Source organism: Reichenbachiella sp. MALMAid0571 (genome assembly GCF_040151475.1).
Taxonomy (GTDB): Bacteria; Bacteroidota; Bacteroidia; order Cytophagales; family Cyclobacteriaceae; genus CAXBNB01.
This window is the reverse complement of the sequence record NZ_JBDKWG010000144.1, coordinates 26748-52565: the sequence shown is the minus strand read 5'-3', so window position 1 is coordinate 52565 and position 25818 is coordinate 26748. Positions and strand designations below refer to the sequence as shown.

The 25818-nt window shown below is 35.0% G+C and carries 20 protein-coding genes; 3 read left to right on the top strand and 17 right to left on the bottom strand.

Annotated features, from left to right (window positions below):
* Positions 1-15: 15 nt before the first annotated feature.
* Entirely contained in the window at positions 16-1092 is a 1077-nt protein-coding gene (gene aroC / locus AAOP42_RS17595; protein WP_349529880.1) for a chorismate synthase, read from the bottom strand.
* A gap of 79 nt (positions 1093-1171) precedes the next feature.
* Positions 1172-2611, bottom strand: coding sequence for a BatD family protein (locus AAOP42_RS17590; RefSeq protein WP_349529879.1), 1440 nt, complete (start codon positions 2609-2611; stop codon positions 1172-1174).
* A 123-nt stretch (positions 2612-2734) separates the two neighbouring features.
* On the opposite strand from AAOP42_RS17590, the gene AAOP42_RS17585 reads away from it, so the two are divergent.
* Both AAOP42_RS17585 and AAOP42_RS17580 read left to right on the top strand, forming a co-directional pair.
* On the top strand, positions 2735-2932 hold the full coding sequence (locus AAOP42_RS17585; RefSeq protein ID WP_349529878.1) for a hypothetical protein: 198 nt from the start codon (positions 2735-2737) through the stop codon (positions 2930-2932).
* Between the two features lie 68 nt (positions 2933-3000).
* Positions 3001-4134, top strand: coding sequence for a cysteine desulfurase family protein (locus AAOP42_RS17580; protein WP_349529877.1), 1134 nt, complete (start codon positions 3001-3003; stop codon positions 4132-4134).
* A gap of 20 nt (positions 4135-4154) precedes the next feature.
* Here AAOP42_RS17580 and AAOP42_RS17575 read toward each other — a convergent pair whose 3' ends face one another.
* From AAOP42_RS17575 to AAOP42_RS17505, 15 genes are all read right to left on the bottom strand, one after another.
* On the bottom strand, positions 4155-4898 hold the full coding sequence (locus tag AAOP42_RS17575) for a LytR/AlgR family response regulator transcription factor (protein ID WP_349529876.1): 744 nt from the start codon (positions 4896-4898) through the stop codon (positions 4155-4157).
* A 17-nt stretch (positions 4899-4915) separates the two neighbouring features.
* On the bottom strand, positions 4916-6733 hold the full coding sequence (locus AAOP42_RS17570) for a tetratricopeptide repeat-containing sensor histidine kinase (RefSeq protein ID WP_349529875.1): 1818 nt from the start codon (positions 6731-6733) through the stop codon (positions 4916-4918).
* 125 nt (positions 6734-6858) lie between these two features.
* Positions 6859-7650: a BRO family protein gene (locus AAOP42_RS17565; protein WP_349529874.1), complete on the bottom strand. Its 792-nt coding sequence runs from the start codon at positions 7648-7650 to the stop codon at positions 6859-6861.
* A gap of 233 nt (positions 7651-7883) precedes the next feature.
* Positions 7884-9329, bottom strand: a complete 1446-nt coding sequence (locus tag AAOP42_RS17560; protein WP_349529873.1) for an MltF family protein — start codon at positions 9327-9329, stop codon at positions 7884-7886.
* A 108-nt stretch (positions 9330-9437) separates the two neighbouring features.
* On the bottom strand, positions 9438-10205 hold the full coding sequence (locus tag AAOP42_RS17555; protein ID WP_349529872.1) for an alpha/beta fold hydrolase: 768 nt from the start codon (positions 10203-10205) through the stop codon (positions 9438-9440).
* 7 nt (positions 10206-10212) lie between these two features.
* Entirely contained in the window at positions 10213-12126 is a 1914-nt protein-coding gene (gene dxs, locus AAOP42_RS17550; RefSeq protein WP_349529871.1) for a 1-deoxy-D-xylulose-5-phosphate synthase, read from the bottom strand.
* A 167-nt stretch (positions 12127-12293) separates the two neighbouring features.
* Positions 12294-14105: a tetratricopeptide repeat protein gene (locus AAOP42_RS17545; protein WP_349529870.1), complete on the bottom strand. Its 1812-nt coding sequence runs from the start codon at positions 14103-14105 to the stop codon at positions 12294-12296.
* 438 nt (positions 14106-14543) lie between these two features.
* Positions 14544-16298: an Ig-like domain-containing protein gene (locus AAOP42_RS17540; RefSeq protein ID WP_349529869.1), complete on the bottom strand. Its 1755-nt coding sequence runs from the start codon at positions 16296-16298 to the stop codon at positions 14544-14546.
* Positions 16295-16939, bottom strand: coding sequence for a class I SAM-dependent methyltransferase (locus tag AAOP42_RS17535; protein ID WP_349529868.1), 645 nt, complete (start codon positions 16937-16939; stop codon positions 16295-16297). The genes AAOP42_RS17540 and AAOP42_RS17535 overlap by 4 nt, the downstream gene beginning before the upstream one ends.
* Positions 16940-17181: 242 nt before the next feature.
* Complete coding sequence (gene mnmG, locus AAOP42_RS17530) at positions 17182-19044, bottom strand: tRNA uridine-5-carboxymethylaminomethyl(34) synthesis enzyme MnmG (RefSeq protein WP_349529867.1); 1863 nt, start codon at positions 19042-19044, stop codon at positions 17182-17184.
* Between the two features lie 72 nt (positions 19045-19116).
* Entirely contained in the window at positions 19117-19542 is a 426-nt protein-coding gene (ybeY, locus tag AAOP42_RS17525) for an rRNA maturation RNase YbeY (RefSeq protein ID WP_349529866.1), read from the bottom strand.
* A complete protein-coding gene (locus AAOP42_RS17520) occupies positions 19542-19943 on the bottom strand; it encodes an ATP-binding protein (protein WP_349529865.1) in 402 nt (133 codons plus the stop codon). Before AAOP42_RS17520 ends, ybeY begins: the two co-directional genes overlap by 1 nt.
* Before the next feature lie 38 nt (positions 19944-19981).
* On the bottom strand, positions 19982-23278 hold the full coding sequence (locus AAOP42_RS17515) for a DUF4175 family protein (protein ID WP_349529864.1): 3297 nt from the start codon (positions 23276-23278) through the stop codon (positions 19982-19984).
* A 14-nt stretch (positions 23279-23292) separates the two neighbouring features.
* A complete protein-coding gene (locus tag AAOP42_RS17510; RefSeq protein ID WP_349529863.1) occupies positions 23293-24519 on the bottom strand; it encodes an ABC transporter substrate-binding protein in 1227 nt (408 codons plus the stop codon).
* Positions 24520-24686: 167 nt separating this feature from the next.
* Positions 24687-25040, bottom strand: coding sequence for a hypothetical protein (locus tag AAOP42_RS17505; RefSeq protein ID WP_349529862.1), 354 nt, complete (start codon positions 25038-25040; stop codon positions 24687-24689).
* Positions 25041-25124: 84 nt separating this feature from the next.
* On the opposite strand from AAOP42_RS17505, the gene AAOP42_RS17500 reads away from it, so the two are divergent.
* Positions 25125-25817 (top strand): ComF family protein, encoded by a 693-nt coding sequence (locus AAOP42_RS17500; RefSeq protein ID WP_349529861.1) that lies wholly within the window; start codon positions 25125-25127, stop codon positions 25815-25817.
* Position 25818 lies beyond the last annotated feature (1 nt).

Genomic DNA, 25818 nt, shown 5'->3' with positions numbered 1-25818 from the left:
TGTATTTAGTCGGTTTTATTTTGAATACATTTTGTTGATCAGGTAAAAATCTGCAATCACCAGAGCAGCCATTGCTTCTACAATTGGAACGGCTCTGGGTACTACGCAAGGATCATGGCGACCTTTGCCTTTCACCATTACCTCATTGCCCTCTTTATCAACACTCACCTGATCTGTCATAATGGTGGCTATCGGTTTGAATGCTACATTGAAATAGATGTCTTCACCATTTGAAATACCACCCTGAATTCCTCCGGAATGGTTGGTAGTTGTTTTTATTTTTCCTCCTTCATTTACAAATTCATCATTATGCTCAGAGCCCCTCAGTTTTGTTCCTTCAAACCCACTACCATATTCAAATCCTTTTACCGCATTGATGCCCAGCATGGCGGCTCCCAAAACAGCATGCAATTTGTCAAAAACCGGCTCCCCTAATCCAACTGGTGTACCAGATATGACACAAGAAACTGTGCCTCCAATAGTATCACCTTGTTTTCTCACTCCATCAATCAAAGAGATCATCGTTTCCGCCATTTCAGCATCGGGACACCTCACAATATTGTTTTCAGATTGAGATAAATCCAATTCGGTGTAAGCCTTATCCAGAGATATTTCTCCCACACCTGAAACATACGCTGAAATACTCACTCCCAGGTCTTTCAAGATCATTTTAGCAACAGCACCTGCAGCTACTCTGGCAGCTGTTTCCCTTGCCGAACTTCTACCTCCTCCTCTATAGTCCCTGTTGCCGTACTTTGCATCATAGGTGTAGTCGGCATGGGAAGGACGGAAAGAATCGGCTATATGCGAATAGTCTTTACTCTTTTGATCCGTATTTCGGATAACAATAGCTATGGGTGTTCCGGTTGATTTTCCTTCAAATACTCCTGATAGAATTTCAAAAGTATCAGGCTCTTTTCTCTGGGTAGTGATTTTTGACTGACCCGGCTTACGTCTGTCCATTTCACTCTGGATAAAACCTTCGTCGATTACTATGCCTGGAGGACATCCGTCGATAGTTACTCCTATCGCTTTTCCATGTGATTCACCGAATGTTGTAATTTTGAAAAGGTTGCCGAAGGAATTTCCCATCTGTTTTGTGGATCGTAAAAATTAAAAATGCAAGATTATACAATTAAGCCGAAAACACGTAAGAAAACTGTGTCTCTATCTATTTTTTAAAAACCACAAAAGCAGCTATTGCCAACATCAGGAAGATGGCAATGTTTGCAATTGTTTTAAACATACCTTCACTATTAAGTGAAAATAATGTGTTGTCTTTAAGTTCGATTGAATCATAAAAAGAACCCATATCAGTTGATGAAATTGACTCGTTTTTCTTGCTCTCCCCTGACACAATGATAACCTGTTCTGACTTAAGCGTATCGTACTGCTCCTTAGTAGGGTTAAAATATATCCATGAAAAATAATCTTTCATGTTAAATGTCCCCGGCTCATTTGGGATACCATAAAAGCTAAATGATTTTCCTCCACGTATTTTTCCATTGCCCTTGTTGATGTCCTGCCTCACATTAGGTGGATAGAAATCAAAATTCTCATCTGACCGGAAATTAGGTTCATTTATTGACGAGATATTGCCTTCCCCCGAAATGTTAAACGAATAACTAAAACTCTCTCCGGTCTGAAGGTTCGTGCTTGAAATTTTCTCTTGCAGCTTATAATTTCCAACGGACACACTTTCTTTCAAAGGATGTGGAGGTAGCTCTTTGATGACCACCGTTTTAGGTTTTGAGGAAAATTTCTCAATATTTTCCTGCCTGTTGCGACCAAAGAATGAAGGGTTTTTGGCTACCTTATATTTGATCATTTCGAGATCTATTGAAGGAAACTCAATGGTTTCTGTGTTCAGCGGATAATAAGTAGCCTGGTATATTTTGAACTGGCTGTACCTCTGACCGTTGATTTCTACAGCTTCTCCTGTAATATTTCCAATTTCAAAATTTTCCTCCCAACAACTGTTGGGTTTAATTTTTTTCACGATTTCGGGAAGCTGTGTACCCAATTCATGAAAACTAAGTTCAGCTCTGTTTTTTGCTGACACATAAAATGCGATTGTTACCGTAAACCCTTCTCCCAGATATACGGAAGATTTATCAGTGGTGAGTGCCAGAAAAGCATCCGCCTCTACATCAACAAATTCCTGAGGTGCGTTTCTACGACCAAAAACATCCTGAAACGGATCATTGCCAAATGGGTCATAAGTTCTTCGACGTTGCTTGGCAGGACCTACTTTTATTTTCTTTCCATTTATTTTTACCAACTGCCCGTTTACTTTGATGGAAAAAGGTTTGAGTTCATATTCTCCTTCAGCAGTAGCTACATAATTCTGAGTGATACTTTGCGAAAAGCTTCTCTGCCCATTGATAAAATTGGTAGAAGAAGAAGAAGACGTACCTCTTTTTACTAATCCTTCGATTTCAGGAAACCCACTGTAATCCTTTAGCGTGGCATTCTCTACAGTGAAAGTAATGGTAAAAGGTTCGTTGATTGCTATTTCACCTTCTCCCAGTTCAACTTTTAATTGCTGGGCATGGACATAAAATGCACTCAATAATACAACAAAAAAGAGCAAACATCTGTTTAAAAGCATGTACTTGTTTCCATTTTAATAATTACAAAATTAGAAGATTATCCTTAAATTAACACAACAAGTCAGATTAACGTATCGACGTGATCAACAAATTGATGTTTAACATATCCAAACACTTTTTTAATGCTGGAATATTGTAAGATTATTTTGTCAAAAGTAAGTTTTGACAAAATACTATTCGAAAAAGAACTAGGAAAAGCCATTCAAAATTTAAAAAACGACGATCTCAATGTGTTTAGACAATGGTGCTACGAACAATTTGGAGATTTGTACCTGACCATATTAAATCAAAATTTCGATACAATAATCGGCTCACTTTAATACGATTTACAAATAATTGCAAAACCCCATTATTTGGATCAATTTTGGCTTTTGAAATTGATCTTAATATGCGCATATATCTAGACAATGCAGCTACAACTGCAATAGACAAAGAAGTGTGGGAAGCAATGTCTCCGTATTTTCTTGAATTTGTAGGAAATCCTTCATCTATTCATTCTCACGGACGTGAAGCTCGATCTGCCATCGAGAAATCCAGAAAAAAAATAGCAGAGTTACTGAATACATCCCCATCGGAGATATTTTTCACCTCTGGAGGCACAGAAGCAGACAATATGGCTATATGTTCTTCGGTGGAGACCATGGGCATCAAACATGCAATTTCTTCAAAAGCCGAACATCATGCAGTACTCCATACATTAGAGGCTTTGGAAAAAAAGGGAGCTATTGAACTAAGTTTCGTACACCTTGATGAAAAAGGAAATCTGGACATGAATCACCTGGAACAATTGCTTTCTAAGAATCCCAAATCTTTGGTGAGCCTTATGCATGCCAACAATGAAATCGGAAACATTTATAATATCGATGCTATAGGAAATTTGTGTCGTGAGCATTCTGCTGTCTTTCATTCTGATACTGTTCAAACCATGGGTCATTATACTCATGACCTTAGTACCGATATTCATGATTTTGTGGTTGGGGCTGCCCACAAGTTTCATGGGCCAAAAGGAGCTGGTTTTTTATACATCAATCACCGCAATAAAATAAACCCTCTGATTCATGGTGGATCACAAGAAAGAAATATGCGTGGAGGAACAGAAAATGTTGCCGGAATTGTAGGCTTGGCCAAAGCTCTGGAGATTGCATACAGAGACATGAATGCAGACCGAAAACATATCGAAAAGCTTAAACTAAGAATGATCGCATCATTAAATGAAAAAATACACGGCGTATCATTCAATGGGGAGTCTGAAAATATGGATAAAAGCCTGTACACGGTATTGAATGTGGGCTTACCGGAATCTGATGACAATGACATGTTGTTGTTTAGCCTTGACATAAAAAAAATATCTGTTTCCGGCGGTAGTGCCTGTACAAGTGGTACCAACATCGGATCACACGTCTTAACTGCGATTGGTGCAAACCCGAAAAAAGGAGCCATCCGGTTTTCATTTAGTAAATTTACAACAACCGAAGAGATTGACTATGCTGTTGATAGTCTGTCAGAAATAGTAAACAAATAACAAAAATATTCAGTGAGAATCTACAGTTTTTCCAGAGCTGCCATCAAAGATTCTCGCTTTCTTACCGCTACCGGTAGTGTGCTTCCATCTTTCATATATACTATCCCGCCTTCTTTTTTTTCATATCTGTCAAAATGATACAAATTGATTAGGTGAGATTGATGAGCCCGAAAAAAACATTGATCCTGAAAAAGAGAATCATATTCTTTCAAGGTTTTGGAAATAAATAGTTTCCTGCCATCAACTAAAAAGAACTTGGTATAATTGGTTTCTGATTCACAACGGATAATCTCGTTTAACGATACCAGAAATACCGTTTCGGCATCTTTAAGAATTACTTTTTGCTCAGATTGAGATCGTTTTTTGTTTTGTATAAGATTGTTTACTTTCAGATTTCGCTCATTTTGAGAAATGGGCTTTCTTACTTTTTTTAATGCCGACAATAAATCCTCGGGATCTATTGGTTTGAGTAAATAATCAATAGCACTGTATTTAAATGCTTTGATGGCATAGCCGTCATGAGCCGTCACAAATATGACTTCAAAATCCAGTTCTCCATAAAATGAAAGTAGATCAAAACCTGTTCCGTCTTTCATCTCTACATCAAGTAGCAACAAGTCCACCGAATTTTCTTTCAGAGATTTCAAAGCGGTAGTTACACCATCGGCCTCTACAACCACCGTGCATTCCGGTGCATACATAGACAGTAGTGTTTTTAAATTCTCTCTTACTACTTCTTCATCATCTACTATTGCTATGCGCATAACTTATCGAGCTAAATTTAAACATAACTGAACGGAACCTTCAACTCTACTTTTGTACCCATTATTTCACCTTTTTCATTTTCAATATCATTCAAAATCAACTGTATTTTGTCTTTGAGGTTTTTATTGAAAAGAGCCATTCGTTCTCTGATAATGGTAGATGCTAAAGGTTGGTGTTCACTTGGTGTTGCATTTTCTCGAACAAGCCCACCACCATTGTCTTTTATTTCTATAGAGATGTATTCTTTTTCCTTATAAAACCTTATTTCGACCAATCCTTGATCTTTTGCATTGATGATGCCATGTTCGATCGCATTTTCCACAAATGGCTGAACAAACATAGGAGGAATTGTGTCGGTTTCTACATCAATGTTTTTATCAACATCTATTTTATATTCAAATGTATCCTTTAATCTAAGCTTATGAATATCCATGTAGTTGGTAAGCATTTCTATTTCAGATTCCACAGCAATAAATTCTTCACGAGAGCTTTCCAAAATTTGTCTCATGAGTTTTGAAAACTTGGTAAGATACAATGCTGCTGATTGGGCATTGTTTTTTATCATGAAATTTTGAATAGCCAACAGCGCATTGAAGATAAAATGTGGGTTGAGCTGTGACCGAAGAAACCGTTGTTCAAGTTCAGACTGGGCCCGCTCTTTTTTCAAAGTACGTTGTTGGTAAATAAAATAGAGTGCAGTGCCGAAAAACAAAACGACAATAAGTCCAATGACAATGGCCTGATTTTTTTGTTTAATTTCCAGTGCCTGAATAGAGGCCTGCTGTGAAAGAGAAAGAATCTGTGCTTCTTTTTTCTCCGTTTCATATTTAGTCTGCAAATCTTCAATGATTTTTACTTTATTTTCAGAAAACAGGGTGTCCACCATATTGTAATGCAACTTCAAAAATTTGTTGGCATTTTCATACTGCTTTAGTTTTTCAAAATATTGATACTGTCCAATATAGGCTTCTTTCAACATCCTGAAATTGTTTAAAGATTCATAGATTTCTATTGCTTTCGAGTTGTTTTCTATTGCTGCATTCAAATTGTTTAACCTGGAATAACTGTCCGCCAAAGTAAAATATGAAGCTGCTACGTTGGAAGTTTGGCCATGTTTTATGGAAAAGTCAAGTGCCAACTTAATGAATTTTATAGCCTCGGTGTAGTTGCCCAGTATATTATATAAATTTCCCAAACTCCCCTGAGCAATTGCTACTCCTGTTGAATAGTCCGCTTTTTCAGAAATCTTTAATGCCGTTTTATAGTATTCCTCTGCTTCTTTCAGCTTCAACAATTCCTGATAGGTTTTAGCAACATAAAAATAATATCCTGCTTTCGATGGACTCGTTGGCCGGTTTTTGATCAGTTCGACATTCTGCAAATGTATTTCCAGAGCCTTATTATGCTTTTTATTTGCTCCGTATATTCTCGCCAGATTGTTATTGGTGACAATCAGGTTATTGTGATCATTGATAGTTTGCAAAAGTTCTTTGGCCTGTAAAGCATTTTCCAGTGCTTTGTCCAATTCCCCCTTTAATGTGTAATACGTGCTCAATGCATTGAGTGAAATTCCGCTTCCTCTTTTGTATCCGATTTTTTCAGAAATTTGCATGGCTTCTTCTATTAAAGGCAAATTCTGGTTTATGTCTCTGGAAGTGTAGTACTTAGTAAAATCTATTAACAAGTTTACCCTAATCGTATCATCCTTCTTATACGTTTCTACAAGTGTTTTTATACTGTCCAATTCTTGATTTTGTCCGTAGGTAAAAAGATTAAGACAAAGAATAAAAAAAGTCAGTACTATTTTCGGAGAAGTCTTCGGCTGTGTTGACATTGAATCTTAGCTGGTGTTGACAACATTAAAGTTGTGCAAAATTCTAGAACTACCAGCCAAAGAATGAAAAATAGTTTGTAAAGAAATGTGTTAGATACAGGTGTGTTATGGACAATGCGCAAAGGCTATTTTTTGTCCTGACTTTTGATCTCCTTGTAGTTTTGCTTAATCTCCTTTTTTACCTCAGGAAGTCTTTTTTCAACAGGTAAATTTTCTGGCGTTTTACCTGTGTTTTGAATAATCATTTTGCGAACTTCCTTTCCAATGCTATGGTGAGCTTTTTCAAGAGATACCTGCCCCTTAATGCCTTCATTCTTTATTTTTTCTTCCGTCATTGTTATTCGAAATAAGTTAGCAGCCAGTTCCGTTCTACCCATATGATCAAACAACTTAGTCTTATCAATTTTTCTGCGATTTGCTAACTGCCAATTATTCATGTTGTACATTCCAACATAACCAGCGTTTTGAAAATAAGCGAAATTTTGAACTCCTGCCGCACTAGCTGCCTTAGATAAGGCAGTATTTCCCTCCTTTATCTCATCCCTAAAAATTACTCTATCAATCTGATCAGAGTTTTCCATCATTTTCTCAAATGATCGAGTCATACTCGCAAAATAAGCCTGTGCTCGAGCTACTTCTTCCTTTTTTGGGTCAGCATTCATTGCAACCAAATAACACGCAAATCGAGAGAGCTTGTAATCATGATGTCCCGTTTTGGGGTTCATTTCGGGAACAATATTATCGTGGGGAGGAATATTCAAGGACATCAATGCCTTCATTGCCTTTTGAATTACCTTGTCAAATGAACCAAAATTGGCGTAATTAAGAACAACCTGAAAATCAGTCGCATACCAAAATGACATGCCGTTTTCATTTCTTAAATCCTCAAATGATAATTCGTTGTATTGCTCGCTCATAAATACAAATTTATAAAAAACCACTTCAATTAATAGAGTAGTTTAAATCAAAAAATCGATAACATTACCTATCATCCATGTTGATCATAGCTAGAGAATGGCAGTGATTTCTGGTAGTAGCTGAAATTCTTCGAGTTCCCTCACTTGGTTAAAAAAAGATAACGAGAAAAATTGAATATTTTCCTAATTTGAAACCGAAACAAAATACACGTCAAGCACCACAGCTATTCTTTTTATGAGGGAGACAATTGCAGATAATGCTGATATAACTTCAAAATTTCTTCAACATACATTACCGGCTCCTTGCAGTGGCAGTATCCAAATTTCACAACATCATCTTTATAATATTTAGCCTCGGATTTAAGCAATAAATAATCAGCAACATTGTCTTCCCAAAGCGTTGTGTTTTTTCCGTATTTTTTGGCAAGCCTTACGGCATCCTGAATATGCCCTTGACCAACATTGTAAGAAGCAAGTACAAATTTTTGCCTTTCCAGGCTATCAGTAATCTCCTTTTTCCAGATACCTTGCAACCATTTTATGTGTTCGGTTCCTGCCTGTATATTTTGTTGAGGGTTTCTCAGATTCTTCACACCATATTCGATGGCATTTAATGGTAAAAGCTGCATCAGCCCTATGGCTCCTGCCCAGGATTCCGCATCGGGATCAAATTTTGATTCTTGAGAGATCTGGGCAGCTAATAGCTTCCAATCCCATCCTATTTCAGATGCAGCCTGTTTTATCAGGCTATCATAAGGAGAAATACGATCACCATTCGTTGAAAAATAGTCGCTTTGAAGCCGTGCTTTACTTTTTAAGGTACTTCTAAAGTATTTGTCGTAAATGGCATAATACTCCGGCCTTTTTTTCATTTGAAAAATCCACTTGTTCAAAACAGAAACGAGTGAATCAGCGTTTTTTCTTACACCCCAGGCTATTTGTTGGGGTAAACTAATTGGTGTTTTTATATCAATGTTCGGGTAGTATCGTGCATTTACGAGTGCAATATCCTCATCTGCTACGGTGTAATCTATTTCGCCATTAGCTACTTTGCGAATGATACCCTCCGTCTCTACATCAGAATATTCTTCAACTATCAAAATATCTCCACCTATTTCATCTGCCAGGTTTTTCAATCTGGACACGTAAGCAGAGTTTTTTCTCACATATACTTCTTTGCCGATCAACTCAATAGGCGTGCGAAGCATTAAACGTTCTATTTCATGGAGCTTCATCTTTCTCCAATTGTCAGGTTTTCTCTGTACTAAAACCTGCCTCACAATATTGTGGTAATCAGTAAATTCTATCCGTTCACGCCGCTCTTTAGTGACCGTAAGGTTATATGCCAAAATATCTCCTTCGCCTCTGTTTAGTTTGTCAAAAGCTTGTCCCAAATCTGGTGTAATATCAAACCGTAACTCAACACCAACAGAATCTGCAAAAATTGAAAGAAGCTCATATTCATATCCCATTGGGCGTCCCTTATAAAGAAAGAGTCCGGTAGAACTATTGTCCATAATGGCAGTGATGTAACCTCGTTTTATGATTTTATCCAAATCGAGATCAACAATGGTTTCGGTAATGTCTTTGCTTTTTGTATTTGAAACATTTCCCTGGCCAGACCTTTTGCAGCTTTGCAGTGCCAGAAAGCATAAGCAAATGAATGCAAATTTTTTCAAACGGTGGAGAACGAAAAGACTACAAATCATAAGCAAATTTGATAGGTAACTTCCTTAAGATACATTAGAAATAAGAAACCACCAACACTTTACGATAACAAGCTCTTTTTAGATTTCGTTTTTTGTCAAAAATGATTGTATAAAAGCAAAGCTTTCTTCCTTTTTTTCGATAAAACCCATGTGCCCTGTTTCTGAAAGTATCAGGGAATTTTCTTCTCCGGTTTTTGCAATCATTTGTTGAGACTGAAACAATGGAACGGCATTGTCATTTTCTCCGGCAACTATAAATATGGGTTTTTTGAAGCCAGATAACAGTTTCGTGGTGTCATTTCTGTTTTTCATTGCCCGACTGTATGCCACAAAAGTTTCTATTGGGGTTTCTGAAGCTATTTTTTTCAGCGTTTTCATTTCATCTGAAAATTTAGAATGATTAGCCTTATAAAATAGGTTTGGAACAAAACCTTTTGAAAAGGTCTCCATACCATGAATCTCTACATGCTCTATCCCTTTTTCTCTTGTTTCTTTTTTTTCTTCGCTATCAGCAAAAGTAGTAGAATGAAAAAGTCCAAAACCTAAAAGCATTTCAGAATATTTCTCAGCAAAAGCCAGTGTAATGTAACCACCCAAAGAATGGCCTATCATAAAGCAATTTGTGATTTGAAGTTTTTTCAAAAAATCATGAAGCAATGTCGCAACATTACCTAAAGATAAATCAGGATTGTATAAAGGACTTTTACCAAACCCGGGAAGGTCAATAGAGATTACCTGATATTTTTCAGACAACTCTTTAGCCAAGTCATTCCAAATAGAAGAAGTTTCACAAAAGCCGTGAATAAGTACGATGGGTATTCCCGAACCAGAAACGTTGTAATGCATTTGTAAATTATACCGGGATAGACTCAACCATTTTTTTGGCGGCTTCAAAAATACTTCTTGGATCAAACCCACTTTCCTCATGAAGTTGAAGTTGTGATCCATGTTCGAATATGGCATCAGGAATACCCAACCTTATAATTTTAGACTGATAATTGTTATCCGCCATAAATTCTAAAATCGCACTGCCGAAACCTCCCTGCAAACATCCATCTTCTACAGTGATGATATATTTGAACTTTTTGAAAATAGTATGTAGTAGTTTTTCATCAAGAGGTTTGGCAAACCTCATATCAAAATGAGCAGCTTCAATAGCATCATCGGTCAGCATTTCACAGGCTTCTACAGCATAATTTCCAATATGACCTAACGTGAGAATAGCTAAATCTTCACCATCTTTAATCATTCTTCCTGTCCCAACTTTTATTTCTTCCAGTGGAGTCCTCCAGTTTGGCATCACTCCCTGACCCCTCGGATACCTGATGGTGAAGGCTCCTTCTCTCGGAAGTTGTGCCGTGTACATCAGATTCCGCAATTCACTTTCGTTCATAGGAGCAGAAACTACCATGTTAGGAAGACATCTCATGTAAGCTATGTCATAATTGCCATGGTGTGTAGAGCCGTCAGCTCCGGCAAATCCTGCTCTATCCAAACAGAAAACCACATGTAAATTTTGAATACATACATCGTGGATTACCTGATCATAAGCACGCTGCATAAAGGTACTGTAAATATTACAAAAAGGTACAAGACCCTGAGTAGCCAATCCCGCAGAAAATGTAACAGCATGTTGTTCTGCAATACCGACATCATAAGCCCTGTCAGGCATAGCTTTCATCATGATATTTAATGAAGAACCGGATGGCATGGCCGGCGTAATTCCCATTATCTTTTCATTTTTCTCTGCCAGTTCAACTATGGTATGTCCAAAGACATCCTGATATTTTGGGGGTTGGGGCGTCTCGTATATTTTTTTATGAACTTTTCCAGTTACTTTATCGAAAGTACCGGGTGCATGCCATTTGGTTTGATCTTTTTCAGCTTCTGCATATCCTTTACCCTTCACAGTGACACAGTGTAAAATTTTTGGTCCCGGAATATTTTTCAAGTCATTCATCACACTCACCATGTGATTAACATCATGTCCATCTACTGGACCAAAGTATCTCAAATTGAGGGATTCAAAGAAATTACTTTCTTTAAGCAAAAATGATTTTATACTGTTTTCAAATCCGGCAACTATTTCTCTTGCATTGGGACCGAATTTGCTGATTTTACCCAAAACATTCCAGACTTCATCTCTGAATTTATTGTAAGTTCTGGAAGTAGTAATGTCGGTCAAATAATCTTTCAGTGCTCCAACATTCGGGTCGATGGCCATACAGTTGTCATTCAACACAATCAGCAAATTGGAATTGGATACTCCTGCATGATTCATGGCTTCAAAAGCAAGCCCTGCTGTCATTGCTCCATCTCCAATCACAGCAATGTGGTGCTTTTCTTTCTCCCCTTTGTATTTTGACGCTTCCGCCATACCAAGAGCCGCAGAAATGGATGTGGAGGAATGCCCTACCCCAAATGAATCATATTCACTTTCATTTCTCCTGGGAAAACCTGAAAGACCTTTATAAACCCGGTTGGTATGAAAACTGTCCCTGCGGCCAGTCAGTATTTTGTGTCCGTAAGCTTGATGTCCTACATCCCAAACCAATTGGTCATGTGGCGTATTGAAAACATAATGAAGGGCAACTGTCATTTCGGTGACACCAAGGCTGGCTCCAAAATGCCCTCCATAAATAGAGACCGTGTCAATAATATATTGCCTGAGTTCCTGAGAAATCTGAACCAACTGGTTCAGATCCAGTTTTTTTAAATCTTCCGGACTGTTGATAGTGGCAAGAAGCTTCCCAGGCTTTATTAGCATAGCAATAAATCTAATGTGAATTGTATTAAGCACCAAATCACATCATAAAAGTTTTGTAAAATGCAAAATTAGGAAAACTGGGTAATATGTTAGTATAAATAGAAATATATCCCAGTTGAAGAACTGAACTATTGCTAAGTCATTTTAGTAGAAAAAAAATTCCGTTTTTAAAAAACCTGATCTCCCCTAAGCATTCTGAATCGCTTACGGGCTTCTGCCGTAAAAACACTTCCCGGGTACTTCAATAGAAACTCTTTATAAATTTCCTGGGCAATAGAGTTTTCTTTTAAATTTTCCTCTGTGATTTTTCCTTTTAGAAACATGGCGTCATCTCCCAAAATATCCCGATCAAAACGTGTCAGGATTTGATCAAGATAATTTAATGCATCATCAAATTTTCCAAGCTCCATATTGATACTGGCCATTTTCCAATATATTTCATCTACTAAGCTATGGTCAGGATATTTTTCCAACATCGAAGCTAAAGCTGTAAGTGCCTCCTGCTTTTTATTTTGAAAAAGCATCAACTCAATAGAGGCATATTCTTTCATTACAAAATCAGAAGTATCAAATACTGTATTGTTTTGAATTAAAAGACTCAGTGATAATGCATCATTAGCAATCTCTCTGGTTGTAGCCAGTTTCAAAATATCAAGGTGACTTTTAGCCAATTCAAATTCTCCTTTGAAATAGTTCAGCTTAGCATTTTTGAGTTTGGCAGTATAGCCAAGTGGGCTATCTTTATTTGTTTTTTCTACCTGCGAATAAAGTAATGTTGCCTCCCAAGATTCACCTGTAAGCAAATAAATATCTCCCAAATCGAGTTTACATTTTGATTTTAATTGATTGTGTACTCTGGGGATGGATATTATTTCATTTAAAATAGCAACAGCAGTGTCTTTTTCATCTAAATAAAATGCGTGGAGTAAAGCTTTGCTTCGATAAGCTTCCAAGGTATTCGTATTATATCCCAGTTCATTAACTAATTGTTGGTAATCATTTGTCAACTGCCGCAGAGCCATTTCATCAATAGGATATATATTCTTTACTTTTTCTTCTCGAGCAGTCACAATGTACCTTCTGGCCTGCAAATAGTAGTTTTCCTGTTTACTATTATCTACCACATATTGAAACATTTTAATAGCATCATCATAACTTTTATTTTGCAAAGCAATCTTGCCAATTTCAAGTACTTTTTGTCCCTCTTGATTAAGCCTTTTGTCTAACGATCGGGCTTGTATGAAAGCCCCATAAAAGTTTTTTTGCTGAAGATTTACCCAAATGAGTAGTTCAGCATACATCACTTCATTGGGGCTTTTTTGTATTTTCTCAATTAGAATATTTTGTAGATCCAGAATATCTTTTTCTTCTTTGAGTAAATTTTGAAAAATATTCTTGATGTATGCAAGATTACTTGGTCTCTGACGGGCAAATATTAAATACTCCTCAATCATGTTGCTTTTCTCACCCATAAAGCGATAGACATTTGCAAGCTCCAAGGCATGTTTGTCTGCCGTTTTGGATTGTGTTCTACTTACAAGTAAAGCCTTAAGTGCAAATTCGTAGAATCTATTGTTAATAAAATACTGAGAGGCCAGTCTGATCAAATATTCGTTGGTTTTGTTCTTTTCAATAATATTATTAAACAATTTGTCAGCCTGACTGGTTTCTCCCATTTGTTTGAACAAAATGCCTTGGTCTATTTGGTAATAAACATTTTGAGGAAAAATTTTAGAAATTCTATTAAGATACTTATCAGCCGTTTTGTATTCTTTAAGATCCATTAACAAATTGAAATAGTTGTTATGGATGATGGAAATATTTTTTGGATCGGTAGATAACGACTTATATAGATCACCCGCCTTTTCCAGTTCACCATTTATGTAATATTCATTAGCAAGCTGAATATCGTCTGATTTTTGACAAACTACTTTTGAGGCAGCTGATATTATTAATATGAATAGAAATATTTTTTTCATGGGCAATAATTTCCAGGCTTTAATGACTTTTCCGTTTTCCACATTTTCACTCAATATAATATTATATATATATTTAATTAAAACTATTATTACTTATTAGGGCTGTTGATATGTTGATAAGCAAAACATGTTTTTCATAATGTGATTAACTGGTGTAAGAAAATAAAGTTATGAACATATTTTATTGGTGTTAAGTAATTGATTTTTATTAGTTTAAAAGGTTATGAACATATTCTAATTTTTGGACGATATTGTGTTGGTTGATAAGTTTTGCATGGGGTACTTGTTGATAAATTAGAGTTAACCAGAGTTTGTTAGAAGCACGGATCAAAGGTTGAATCATAATGTGGGTATGTGTGGATAGCTCATTATAAATTCTAGTTTTTGCATGGGTTATACACAGCATTTGAGGTGAATTATCTTCTGTTGTCCACATGGTTAAAATTTGATTTTGTTTTCACCTGTGAGGTCTTGTTCCCAACCTGCTTTAAGGTCTGAAAAGGGTAAAGGGAATAGAATTGGCTCTTGTTGGATGTTTTTAAGTATGTTTCCTGAAGACCAGATTCCATCATTATTTTCATCTATAAGTACTCGAAAGGAATATTTACCGGGTTCTACATTGTTGAATGTAAAATTCTGAGGACTTTTTAATTGAGCTATAACATTGTATTTAGAATCTACCAATTGGAGGAAATAACTTTTTTGTTCTGTTTCTATTTGACCAATGATTTTTCCCGTTTTTTCTTCAACTAAAAATTCATAAGATCTTTCTACTGATTCTGTAGTATCATTTTCTATGGAAATGAAAGCGCCTTTTTTCGCAATAAATGTTATTTTGTTTTTAACTGGTAAGGCCTGAGGTATTTGTTTCTTTTTTCGTAAAGTATCAGGTACTACGGAATTGTTTTGAGTAATGGAATCCAATCTTATTTGTTCATTTTCAAATTCTTTTATTTGATTGGGGATATAATGTTTGTCTAGGTTCAACTGGAATATTAATACCGTTTTATTCTGATTCCAGTTGATAATAGAGTCGGGGATGTTGATAGTTTTTAATGTGTCATATGACAAGGTAAGACTGTCTATATTGATGGTTTTAATTGGTTTAGAAAAGTCTAGTTTGAATTTAATATTGTTCTGAATTTTGTATTTACTGTCTGGTGATACAGTGTATTGAAAACCCTCGGCTTTTCTTTTTGTTTCTTTAAACTGAACATATACTGTATCAATAATAGAATTCCCAAGACTATCACTGCTTTGAATTTTAATCTGAAGACTGTCTTTTTCTACAGGTATTGATCCATCAGGATAAAAACGAATTATTGTATTGTCTTTGAAAAAGCTGTTAGCGGGAATCTCGTTCTTTTTGGTAGAATCTATTTTTGATATAGAATAATTTTTTATGAATTTGTTGTAGAGTACATCAAAGTAAATGCCTGTGTTTTTAGCCCTTACAAATTTTAGCTCACTGGCATCTATCAGTTGCAATAAAATGTTGACAGAATCTTTAGAAGTGAATAGATTGAGTGTGTCGGCTATAAATCCATGTTTTTCTTTTTGTGGATTGTTTTTAAGGTTTTTGTCCTGATCCTCGTATGCATATATTCGATAGTTACCTGCCTTGATATTTTCAATTTTGTAGTTTCCTTCTTCATCTGTATGTGTGAAGTATCTGGGTTTCCCCGTAAATAGATTTAGTGAATCATCAATTGAATACAATCCTACCAGTATCTCTTTAAGCGGCTCATTGTTGTATAGGTTTTTTATTTTTCCATTTACGTAAATCGAATCAATAATAGATCCGGTACTAAATGCATAAGTGAAGTTGATAACCGGGTTTTTTTCCGTAAGATCGCCAACACCATCAGCAAAGTTGAAAGTATATGTGGTGCTGTCATCAAAAGCTCCATCAAAGGTAATATTGAGTATGTCCTTTTTTACGAGTACTTTGAATTTGTTTTCGGTGTGAGGTGTAATATTCATTTTAGTTCTCAACTGATCAGCATTGATGCGTTCGTCAAATGTGAATTCAAAAACCTGTTTTTTGTAGTTTTTAGATTTGTGTGGTGGATTTGACTCAAGTAATGTAGGAGGAATAGTATCCCTTGGGCCTCCAGTTGGTGAACCTTGATTGGCACATGAAGAAACGTAAAAGATTATTGCAAGTATTATAAATGGGAATATGTGCTTCATTTCTGTTTCAGAATGTAAATAAGACTTGAATAATTATTTCCATTTTTTGATGCCCATCTGTTTGATTTCCAACCATTTATAAATGATTTTATATATGATGTACTACCTGATTTATATTTTTCACTTAATAAACTGACGTAATAGGAATCAAATTTCATAGGAATTATTTTTACCACCTTCATATCCATTTTTGATGCTAATTTGTTGAATGTCAATCGATTAAAATGGTATAGGTGTCTTGGAACATCATAAGCTGCCCAATACTCTTTGTATATTTTTTGATCCAGGCATTCATGGTTTGGTAAGGCTACTATAAGATGACCTGATTTGGTGAGTTTGTTTTTAAGTTTTTTGAATACTTTTTTAAGGTCATGTATGTGTTCTAGAACGTGCCAGAGTGTGATGATGTCGAATTTATTAGTTTTATCAATATCATTGATATCATTAAAGATGGTATCTCCAATTTTTTCTTTTGCAATTTGATTGGCATTCTTGTTGATTTCTATACCTGTTACATTCCAGTTATTTGATTGGCAGTATTTCAGGAAGTCACCTGTACCACACCCATAATCGAGTAAGGTTTTCTTTTTACTTAATTTATTGAGTATTCGAAGTTTACCAGCAAGTGTAAAATTGCGCACTAGTTTATACAGTATGTTGGTAAGATTGTTAGCTTTATCAGTATGAGAAATATAATCCTGCGACTCGTAATAGTTTTGTATTACATTTTTATTGGGTCTTGGATTTGTAAAAATAAAGCCACAATTTGTACATTTTGTTAATGCAAAGCTTTCATGACTAACAGAGTGATCTTTGCATATTATGTGATTAACAAATGTTGTGCTTTTGCAAACAGGACATTTTTCTACCTTTTCGTACATTCTTATCTTCCCATATAAACCATTAAAACTGAAATATCGGCAGGGTTAACACCGCTTATTCTTGAAGCTTGACCAAGATTTTCAGGTTTAATGTTTGTTAATTTCTCTTTGGCTTCAGATGATAGAGCTGGTATTTCATGATAATTAAAAACACTTGGTATTTTTTTGTTATCAAGGTCGCTTAATTTATCTGCTAATGCCTTTTCTTTTTCTATGTATGTTTTATATTTTATTAAAATAGAAGCTTGTTGTAAAACTTCAACAGAGTAATTTGAACAGAATTCTTTGAATATAGGGCTTATTTGCATAAGTGATTCAATTTCCATTTCTGGTCTTTTTAGTAACTGATGAAGTGTTGTTTTTTCTTTAATTTCTGCAGTATTGTTTTCTAGTAGTTGTGGGTTTATTTTATCTGGTACTACTTTTAGATTTTTGAGTTCAGAAATTATTTTTTGAGTATCTTCCTTTTTTTTGTTTACTTTTTCCATTCTATCTGTTGATGCAAGTCCCAGATTATACCCGATTTCTGTGAGTCTGATATCTGCATTGTCTTGTCGGAGTAAAATTCTATACTCTGCTCTTGAAGTAAACATTCTGTAAGGCTCTTCAGTTCCTTTGTTTATGAGATCATCTATAAGTACGCCAATATATGCATCTGATCTGTTTAAAACGAACTCATCTTTTTCTTTAACCTTATTATGTGCATTAATTCCAGCCATTAGGCCTTGACAAGCGGCCTCTTCGTATCCTGTTGTTCCATTAATTTGTCCGGCAAAATATAGATTGGATATCAGTTTGGTTTCAAGCGTTTGTTTGAGTTGTGTTGGAGGAAAATAGTCATATTCTATGGCATATCCTGGCCTGAACATTTTTACATTTTCAAATCCGGCAATATTTCTGATAGCTTTATATTGTACGTCTTCTGGTAGAGAAGTAGAAAACCCATTTACGTATATCTCAATAGTATTCCATCCTTCCGGTTCTACGAATATTTGATGTCTATTTCTTTCTGAAAATCTGTTTATTTTATCCTCAATGGATGGACAATACCTCGGGCCAAGTCCTTTTATTCTGCCTGTAAACATAGGAGATTGTTCAAAACCTGTTTTTAGAATGTCATGAACCGTATCATTGGTATAGGTGATAAAACAACTTTTTTGATGTGTCAATGGGTGAGTATTGGAGAAGGAAAATTTTTCGGGGACATCATCACCTTGTTGCTCTTCCATTTTTGTATAGTCTAAAGATCGACCATCTACCCTGGGAGGTGTCCCTGTTTTCATTCTGCCAGCTTCAAACCCTAGTTCGATGAGTTGTTCTGTTATTCCTGTAGCAGCTTTTTCTCCTGTTCTTCCTCCTCCGAAGCGTTTTTCTCCAATATGAATTAGACCGTTTAGGAAGGTACCATTGGTTAATACTACTGACTTCCCGGGTATTTCTATGCCCATACCAGTTCTTACACCAGTTATTCTATTGTCTTTGACAGTTAATCCGGTCACCATTTCTTGCCAGAAGTCAACATTAGGAGTTTGTTCTAACATGAGTCGCCATTCTTCAGCGAATCTCATTCGGTCATTTTGTGTACGAGGGCTCCACATGGCAGGGCCTTTGGATTTATTTAGCATCCTAAATTGAATCATTGACTTGTCTGATACAATTCCGGAATATCCTCCAAGAGCATCTATTTCCCTTACAATTTGTCCTTTTGCTACGCCACCCATTGCCGGATTGCATGACATTTGTGCAATGGTATTCATGTTCATCGTTACCAGAAGTACTTTTGATCCCATATTGGCAGCAGCAGCAGCAGCTTCACATCCGGCATGACCAGCACCAACAACTATTACATCATATATTGGAAACATATTATAGGCATTGTTTATTTAATGTTTCACGTGGAACATATCTCTAACGATAGCAATGTTTCACGTGGAACGTTAATTTTTGAGCAAAGATAAATAAGCATTTTCTTTTTCACGTATCTTCATTTTTTGAGCTTCTGTTTTATCCTTATATCCAAGTAGGTGTAAAACACCATGAACCATTACTCTGTGAAGTTCTTCTGAAAACGAAATGAATTGGTTTTCCGCATTTTCTGTAACCCGATCTATACTAATGAAAAGGTCGCCTTCTATGGACGTTTCATATTCAGAGTTGTCGAAAGTGATGATGTCAGTATAATAATCATGATCCAGGTATTCAATGTTTATTTTATGAAGGTACTCATCCGAACAAAAAATATAGTTTAGTGAGGTAAGGTGGTGACCTTCTTCCTTTATTGTATTTTGAAGCCAAGCAGAAATAGACTTAGTATTAGGCAGAACAAAGGAAATGTCTTCGTTAAAAAATTGTATTTTGGACATTAACCCAAATAAAAGGACAGTTGAACTTTTTTGCCTTCATCGTGAAAAGTAACCTCATCACAGAGGTGTTTCATCAAAAATATGCCCCGCCCCCCTATTTTCTCCAGATTTTCAGGAGCTGTAGGGTCGGTTAAGTCGTTGTAGTTAAATCCTACACCCTGATCTTCTATCGTAAATTTTAGTGAATTATCATCCAACTCTAGCGATAGAGATACATTTTTGTTTTTATCTGATAAGTTTCCATGAACAATAGCATTATTAACAGATTCGGTTACAGCTATCATTATGTTGCCGTATATGTCATCGTTAAAGTGGAATTTCTCTTTCGCATTGTCAATAAAACTTTCGACAATTCGGATGTTTTCTGTTAGTGATGGGATTTGGATTTTAATGACGTCCATAACGATGCTCTAAATTTCTTTTTGTAATTGCAAATATATTATTGTTCACTTAACCTTTTAAAGTATTTGTTCACTTCTTCTTTGTAATAAGGGTTTAATTTTAAAGGAATTGTTCTTAATAGCTCTACTTCTTTTTCTTTGGCTTTAAGGTATTCTTCAAATTCAGGAGGCAGTTGTCTATTAATTTCTTCACTTTTTTCAGATTCTCTTTCTTTATCAAGTTCTCTTTCTCTTAAGGCATCTTCAGATTTCAACAATCTGGTGAGTATGTCTTTTTGCCGCTGTATTGTTTGTTGGGTAATGTTTTTGTTGACCAAATCCATTTCTGTTTCCTCCATTTTTTTTATCGCATCCTTAATATTATTTCCTCCTTCGCCATCCCCATCGTTTAGTTTTTCTTCCATTTCTTGAAGCTGTTGTCTGATCATCTCTTGTTCTGCAGCTAGCTTTGCAAGTTCTTCTGATAGTTGCCGGCCGGACTTTTCTCCTTTTTTAAGGTCTTCTATTTTTTGATTCAGTTGTTTTTGAAGATCCGAAAGACCAGGAATTTTTTGTTTCTGTCTTTTTTTGCCTTTTTTAGGATTTCCCGAAGCATCAGACATTTGTTGTTGCATTTGTTGTAATACATCATCGAGGAGTAATGCCAGGTTGTTAATTGATGTCATTGAAAACTGTTGATTGCTTACTGCCTCTGGCACTTTTCTGTCCTTGAGTGCCTGTAAGCTGGATTCAATATTATAGTTCATTGCATCAAGCTCTCGGGTAACAAAGGACGCTATTTGAAAAACCCTGCCTGCCAGAGACAACAAACTGTCTTCGATTATTTTGGAATCATCACGTAATTTTAATTGTCTCTGCGAAAGAGATACATATCTGGGATCGCTTTGGTTTACCCCTTTAAAATCATTCATAATGCTTTCCTGATCGAATGATACTTTTACAAGGTTATCTACTATGTCTTTTAAGTTTTCAATATTTTCTTCCAGCATTTCCATTTCCATGCTGCTTTGCATTTGTTGCATTTTCTTTTTTAGCCCTTGTATTTTCTGAGTTGCTTTTTTTTGAGATTCAGATGCTTTTTTTCGTTGTTTTTCATTGAGTTGATCTGAACTTTTTTGCTGCTCTTCGCTGATTTCTTCTTCGTCTTCTGACGTGTCGTCTAATTGTTCTGGGTTTTTGAGCTCATTATTTAACTCTTCAAGTTTATCAATATCTTCTTTTATATCTTCAAATTCTTCATTCAATGAATCTTGTTTCTCTTGGAGCTGCTCCAGATTATTTTCTTTTTCTGTGGTTTTTTCAGACAATTTGGATTGCTCTTTTTCTAAGTTATCTAGTTGATTGACTATGTCTTCCATTTTGTAGTCAAGCTGCATTCTTTTAAATAACTCTAAGGTGCGTTCTATTTCTTTTTCTATGTTGTCTTCCTTATTTTGAATTTCATCGATTTTTTGTTGTACCTCATCAACGCCTTTCTGTTCATTTAGTAGTTTTTTTAATTCTTCATAAAGCTTTTTGGTTTCTTCATCTAAGAGGTCATCCATTAGCTTTTGAAGTTGTTTGACTTTTTCTTTCAGTTTCTCATTTGGTTTGGAAAAACGTTCTTTCTTCTGGTTAAGGGCTTTGTTTTTTTCTTTTAACTCTTTTATGTCATTTTGAAGCTTTTCTTTTTGCTTAAGCATTTCTTCAATTTGCTTTTTGTCTTGCCAGTCAAGCGTTTTTTTGCCTTTAAGTTTATCTTGTATATCTTTTATTTGTTCCTTGAGTTCTTCGGCATTATCTAGTGTTTTATTCAATTTGTCTTTTGTTCCTTCGGCCTCTTTTTTAAGATCTTCTTTTATTTCTTTTTTGCTTGGAAGGTTGAAATTGTACTTACCGGATTTTGTAAATTTTGAGCCATTTATGCCGTCATTATCCCACACGCGTACATAATATTCGAGTTCATCACCTTCGTTTAGCTTTAGGCTGTCCAGCATCCATTGGTAAAAATAGTTTTGTGATTTCTCATTTTTACTGATAGGTATTTTTAGTATTTGCTCTCCAGATATATGTCCATCGGTTTTTGTGTTGTAAACCAATTCTAATTTTGACACGCCATAATCATCTGTGACTGTTCCCCCCATGATTAGATAACTAAAAAGCGTTGTATCTCTGTGGCTTTTTACCGATAGTGAGGGAAATTTATCTTTTTTGACTTCTATTTTATATTGAATTTGATTTTTGTTGTTGCTCACTGGATTTTTTAGTTTGATACTATACTCTTGGTTGTCAAAGAACATATTTTCATAACTAAATAATTGATTTTCAGATAGATGAGCACTAGTCTCTTTATTGTTTTTGGAAAACCAAAAGAACACGGAATCTGAGGAAATTGTATTGATCAACCAGCTTACATTAGTTCCTTCCGGAATGGTTATGTTTCCTGAGTTTGTAATTGTTTCATTGTTTCTTTTGGTATAATCAGGGTAGTCCAGATTAATATTAAAATTTTTAATGTCCGGACGGGAATAGACCTTAACTAAAAATTCTGCTGATTTGTAATCTGCTGCTTCTATGCTATAGATGAAATCATCTTGTACTTTTTTGAAGGTGTATTGCAATATATCGTTTGCATTTTCCAGTTTTATTCTTCTCTTGTTAGCTTGAATATAAATTTTATCTGGAATAATATTTCCTTCTACTTCGAACCGGACGGTATAATCTTCATTTTTGAAAGCAATCTTGTTGTTTTCTAATCCCTTGAGGCTAAAAAATAAAGCTGGAGCAAAATCTTCATTGTATTTTATTATTCTAACAGTACTTTCTGTTAAAAATTGAGGAATAAAAAGAAAGAGAATAAATAATATGGACGCTGGATAGGCTATATATTTTAGGTATTTTTTATTGGCACTAAATTTTATTCCTGTGGTAAAGCGAAAAACAGAGATTTCGTCTATTCTTTTATCAATACTTGCATTAATTAGACTGTTATCTCTATTTTTCATATTTGATAACTGAATGGTATTCAGTAACTTATCTTTCAAATCTGGAAAAATTACACCTAATTGTGTAGCGGCTTCTTCATCGCTTATTTGATTTTTACTGATATAAATTTTGGAAATTGGTCGGATAATGAACCAGTAAGCACTAGTTAGTAATACTAGTACAATTGTAAAAAAGATAAATGTTCTTCCAGTTGTTCCGGGCTGAAGCCCAAAATCAACGGAGGTGGAGATTAAAAATATTGATAAAAGCATACCAATAAACAAAATGGCTCCTCTTAAAAGCTGATTTAGGTAATATTTCTTTTTATACTCCCTAATTTTTGTTTTCAGTATGAATTCTTCTTTTGCCAAGTGATTAATGTTTATTAAAATGTTGTTGGTTCACTATAAGTTAAGTTTTTAATATCTTTTGTCCAGTCACCGTATTTTTTAAACCCTTTGATCCGTTCGTCGAAAATAACCAAATTGCGGTTACTGCTCACCTCTGCTATAACAATATTCTGTTGGTCGTTATAGATACTTGGTTCTAAAACCTGGAGGTAATCTTCATTTATAGTTGGTTCAGGTGCTTCAAAAATACCATTCTTTATAACGATATATTTCATATTAAGATTAACACCTTCTTTTTTGGTCAAAATAAGCTTGATTTCTGGCGAGAATTCAGGCTTAATTAATTTAGTGAGCTGAATACTGTCCGTAGGGCTGCTATAAACCACAGATATTTGGGTGGGTTTTAGACTGTTTTCTTTACTTGAAACGAATTTTGACGTTCTTGTTGAGTCAACATTGCTAAAGTTCATCCAGTTTTTTTCTTTTAACAAAATGCTTGCAGGGAATTTTTTTAGTATTGACCGGATTTGCTGCAGGCTATTGAAATTTCGGAAAATCAAATATTGTATAAATATTTTATTTTGTTCTGCATAGTTTTTGTAACCATATTTATTGTTTTTGATAGCTTCTAATTCTTTGATTTCCTGTTTAGCGGGGTTGTATTCAATAGCATCAATGGATCCATTTAAAAATTCATCAATTAATGCATTGTCATTTTTAATAAAGCGAATGTCTATTCCACTGAATGTGTTATTTTTCTTTTCTAAAGAGTGATAAGGATTTCTGTCCAGATTGAAAGAAATGTCATCATTGGTATTTTTGATTTTAAAGGGGCCACTACCTATAATCTCTTGATTGGATGTTTTTTTGTATATCCAAAACCTATAATCTGTAAGGGTTTGCAAGAAATTTTCTTGCTCGTTGACCTGTATAGAAAACGTAATATCGTCTATGATTTTAAAGCCATTTAGTTCTCTTCTAAACTTTGAACTTGCATTCAGGTTTTTCGAGAAAAATTGTATTAATTTATCGGAGTTCGCTTCTTCAATTATTGATTTGAAACAATTATAAATGTCATTGGTTGTAACCCTGCTTCCATCACTCCATTTTTTGTTTTTATTTAAGGTGAAGTAATATGTTTTATTCAATGTATCAAGTGAGTATTCTTTTATCAATTGAGGAACAACTTCGTTATTAGAATTTTTTTGAAATAATCCTTCAAATAGTTGATTATCTATAAATAGCTCTGAATTATTGCTCATTTTTATTGGGATCAGGCTTTTTATATTTTCGGATAACCCTATTTTTAGGTTGGTTTCGACGTGTTTCTTATTCTTGATTATGGGTTTTGTAGAAGTTTCACATGAAACTAACCATACCAATACACCTAACAGTAAATATTTTGAAATGGAATGATACTTTGGTAATTTCATATTTCATATTCCTTTTCAAAATATTCAATCACGTGATATTTTAAGAGTTTTTCTTGTTCTAGAATATCAAAATGGGGTAGATTTTTTGTTGGTTTCCAATGAGGCCAGCCGTCTTTATCAAGCCCTTCCAATTCATAAAACCCGGATAAACTCAATACCTTACAAATCCCAATGTGAAGAAGATCTTGTTTTTCTTCTTTGGAAAAACTGGCATATCCTTTTCCTAACTCCTGAATACCAATAAGAAAAAGAACACCATTTAAATCCGCTGGTTTTTTACCTATAATTTCTTTTAGGTCTATCAAAACCTTTTGCCATTTCTTCTCTAATTCTAAATCTTTTTTGATCATTTATGGACTATGGATAACTGGATATTAGGTAGTATTATATAAATTATAAACTACTAAAATTCAAAGATATTCTACCCTAATGGAATGAAAAGAATATTGACAGATTTTCTTTCGTTGTTTTACCCGAGAGCCTGTATATGCTGCAACAGGACATTACTTTCTAAAGAAGAATATATTTGTATGCACTGCCGGTTAGACTTTCCTTTAACCAATTTTTCAGTTGTTGGTGATAACCCTTTGAGAAGGCATCTTCTTACTATTGAAAACCTTGACTATGTTTTTGCATATCTGAAATATGTGAGGCATGGTGCCGCACAGAAAATTTTACATGAATTGAAATATAGGGATCAAAAGGGTTTGGGTATAATGATGGGACAATGGCTGGGGTATTACATTCTGGAAAAGGCGGAGATGCTGGATATAGATCTAATTATTCCTATTCCATTGCATAAATCAAAGCTTAGAAAAAGGGGTTATAACCAAAGTGCCTTGATTGCAGAAGGATTGAGTAAGTCTTTGGGCATTAATTGGGAAGGCAATATTTTGGAAAGAAAAGTTTACACTTCAACTCAAACTAAAAAGGGAAAAACGGATAGGTGGGTTAATGTGGATAACATTTTTCAAAAAAGTAATAATAAGGATATAAAAAACCAACACATACTGTTGATTGACGATGTGATTACTACTGGTGCTACTATTGAATCAGCTGCCAAAATTCTTACAGAATCTGGTGTTGGAAAGATTTCCATTGCTTGCATAGCGACAGGACAGCAATAAA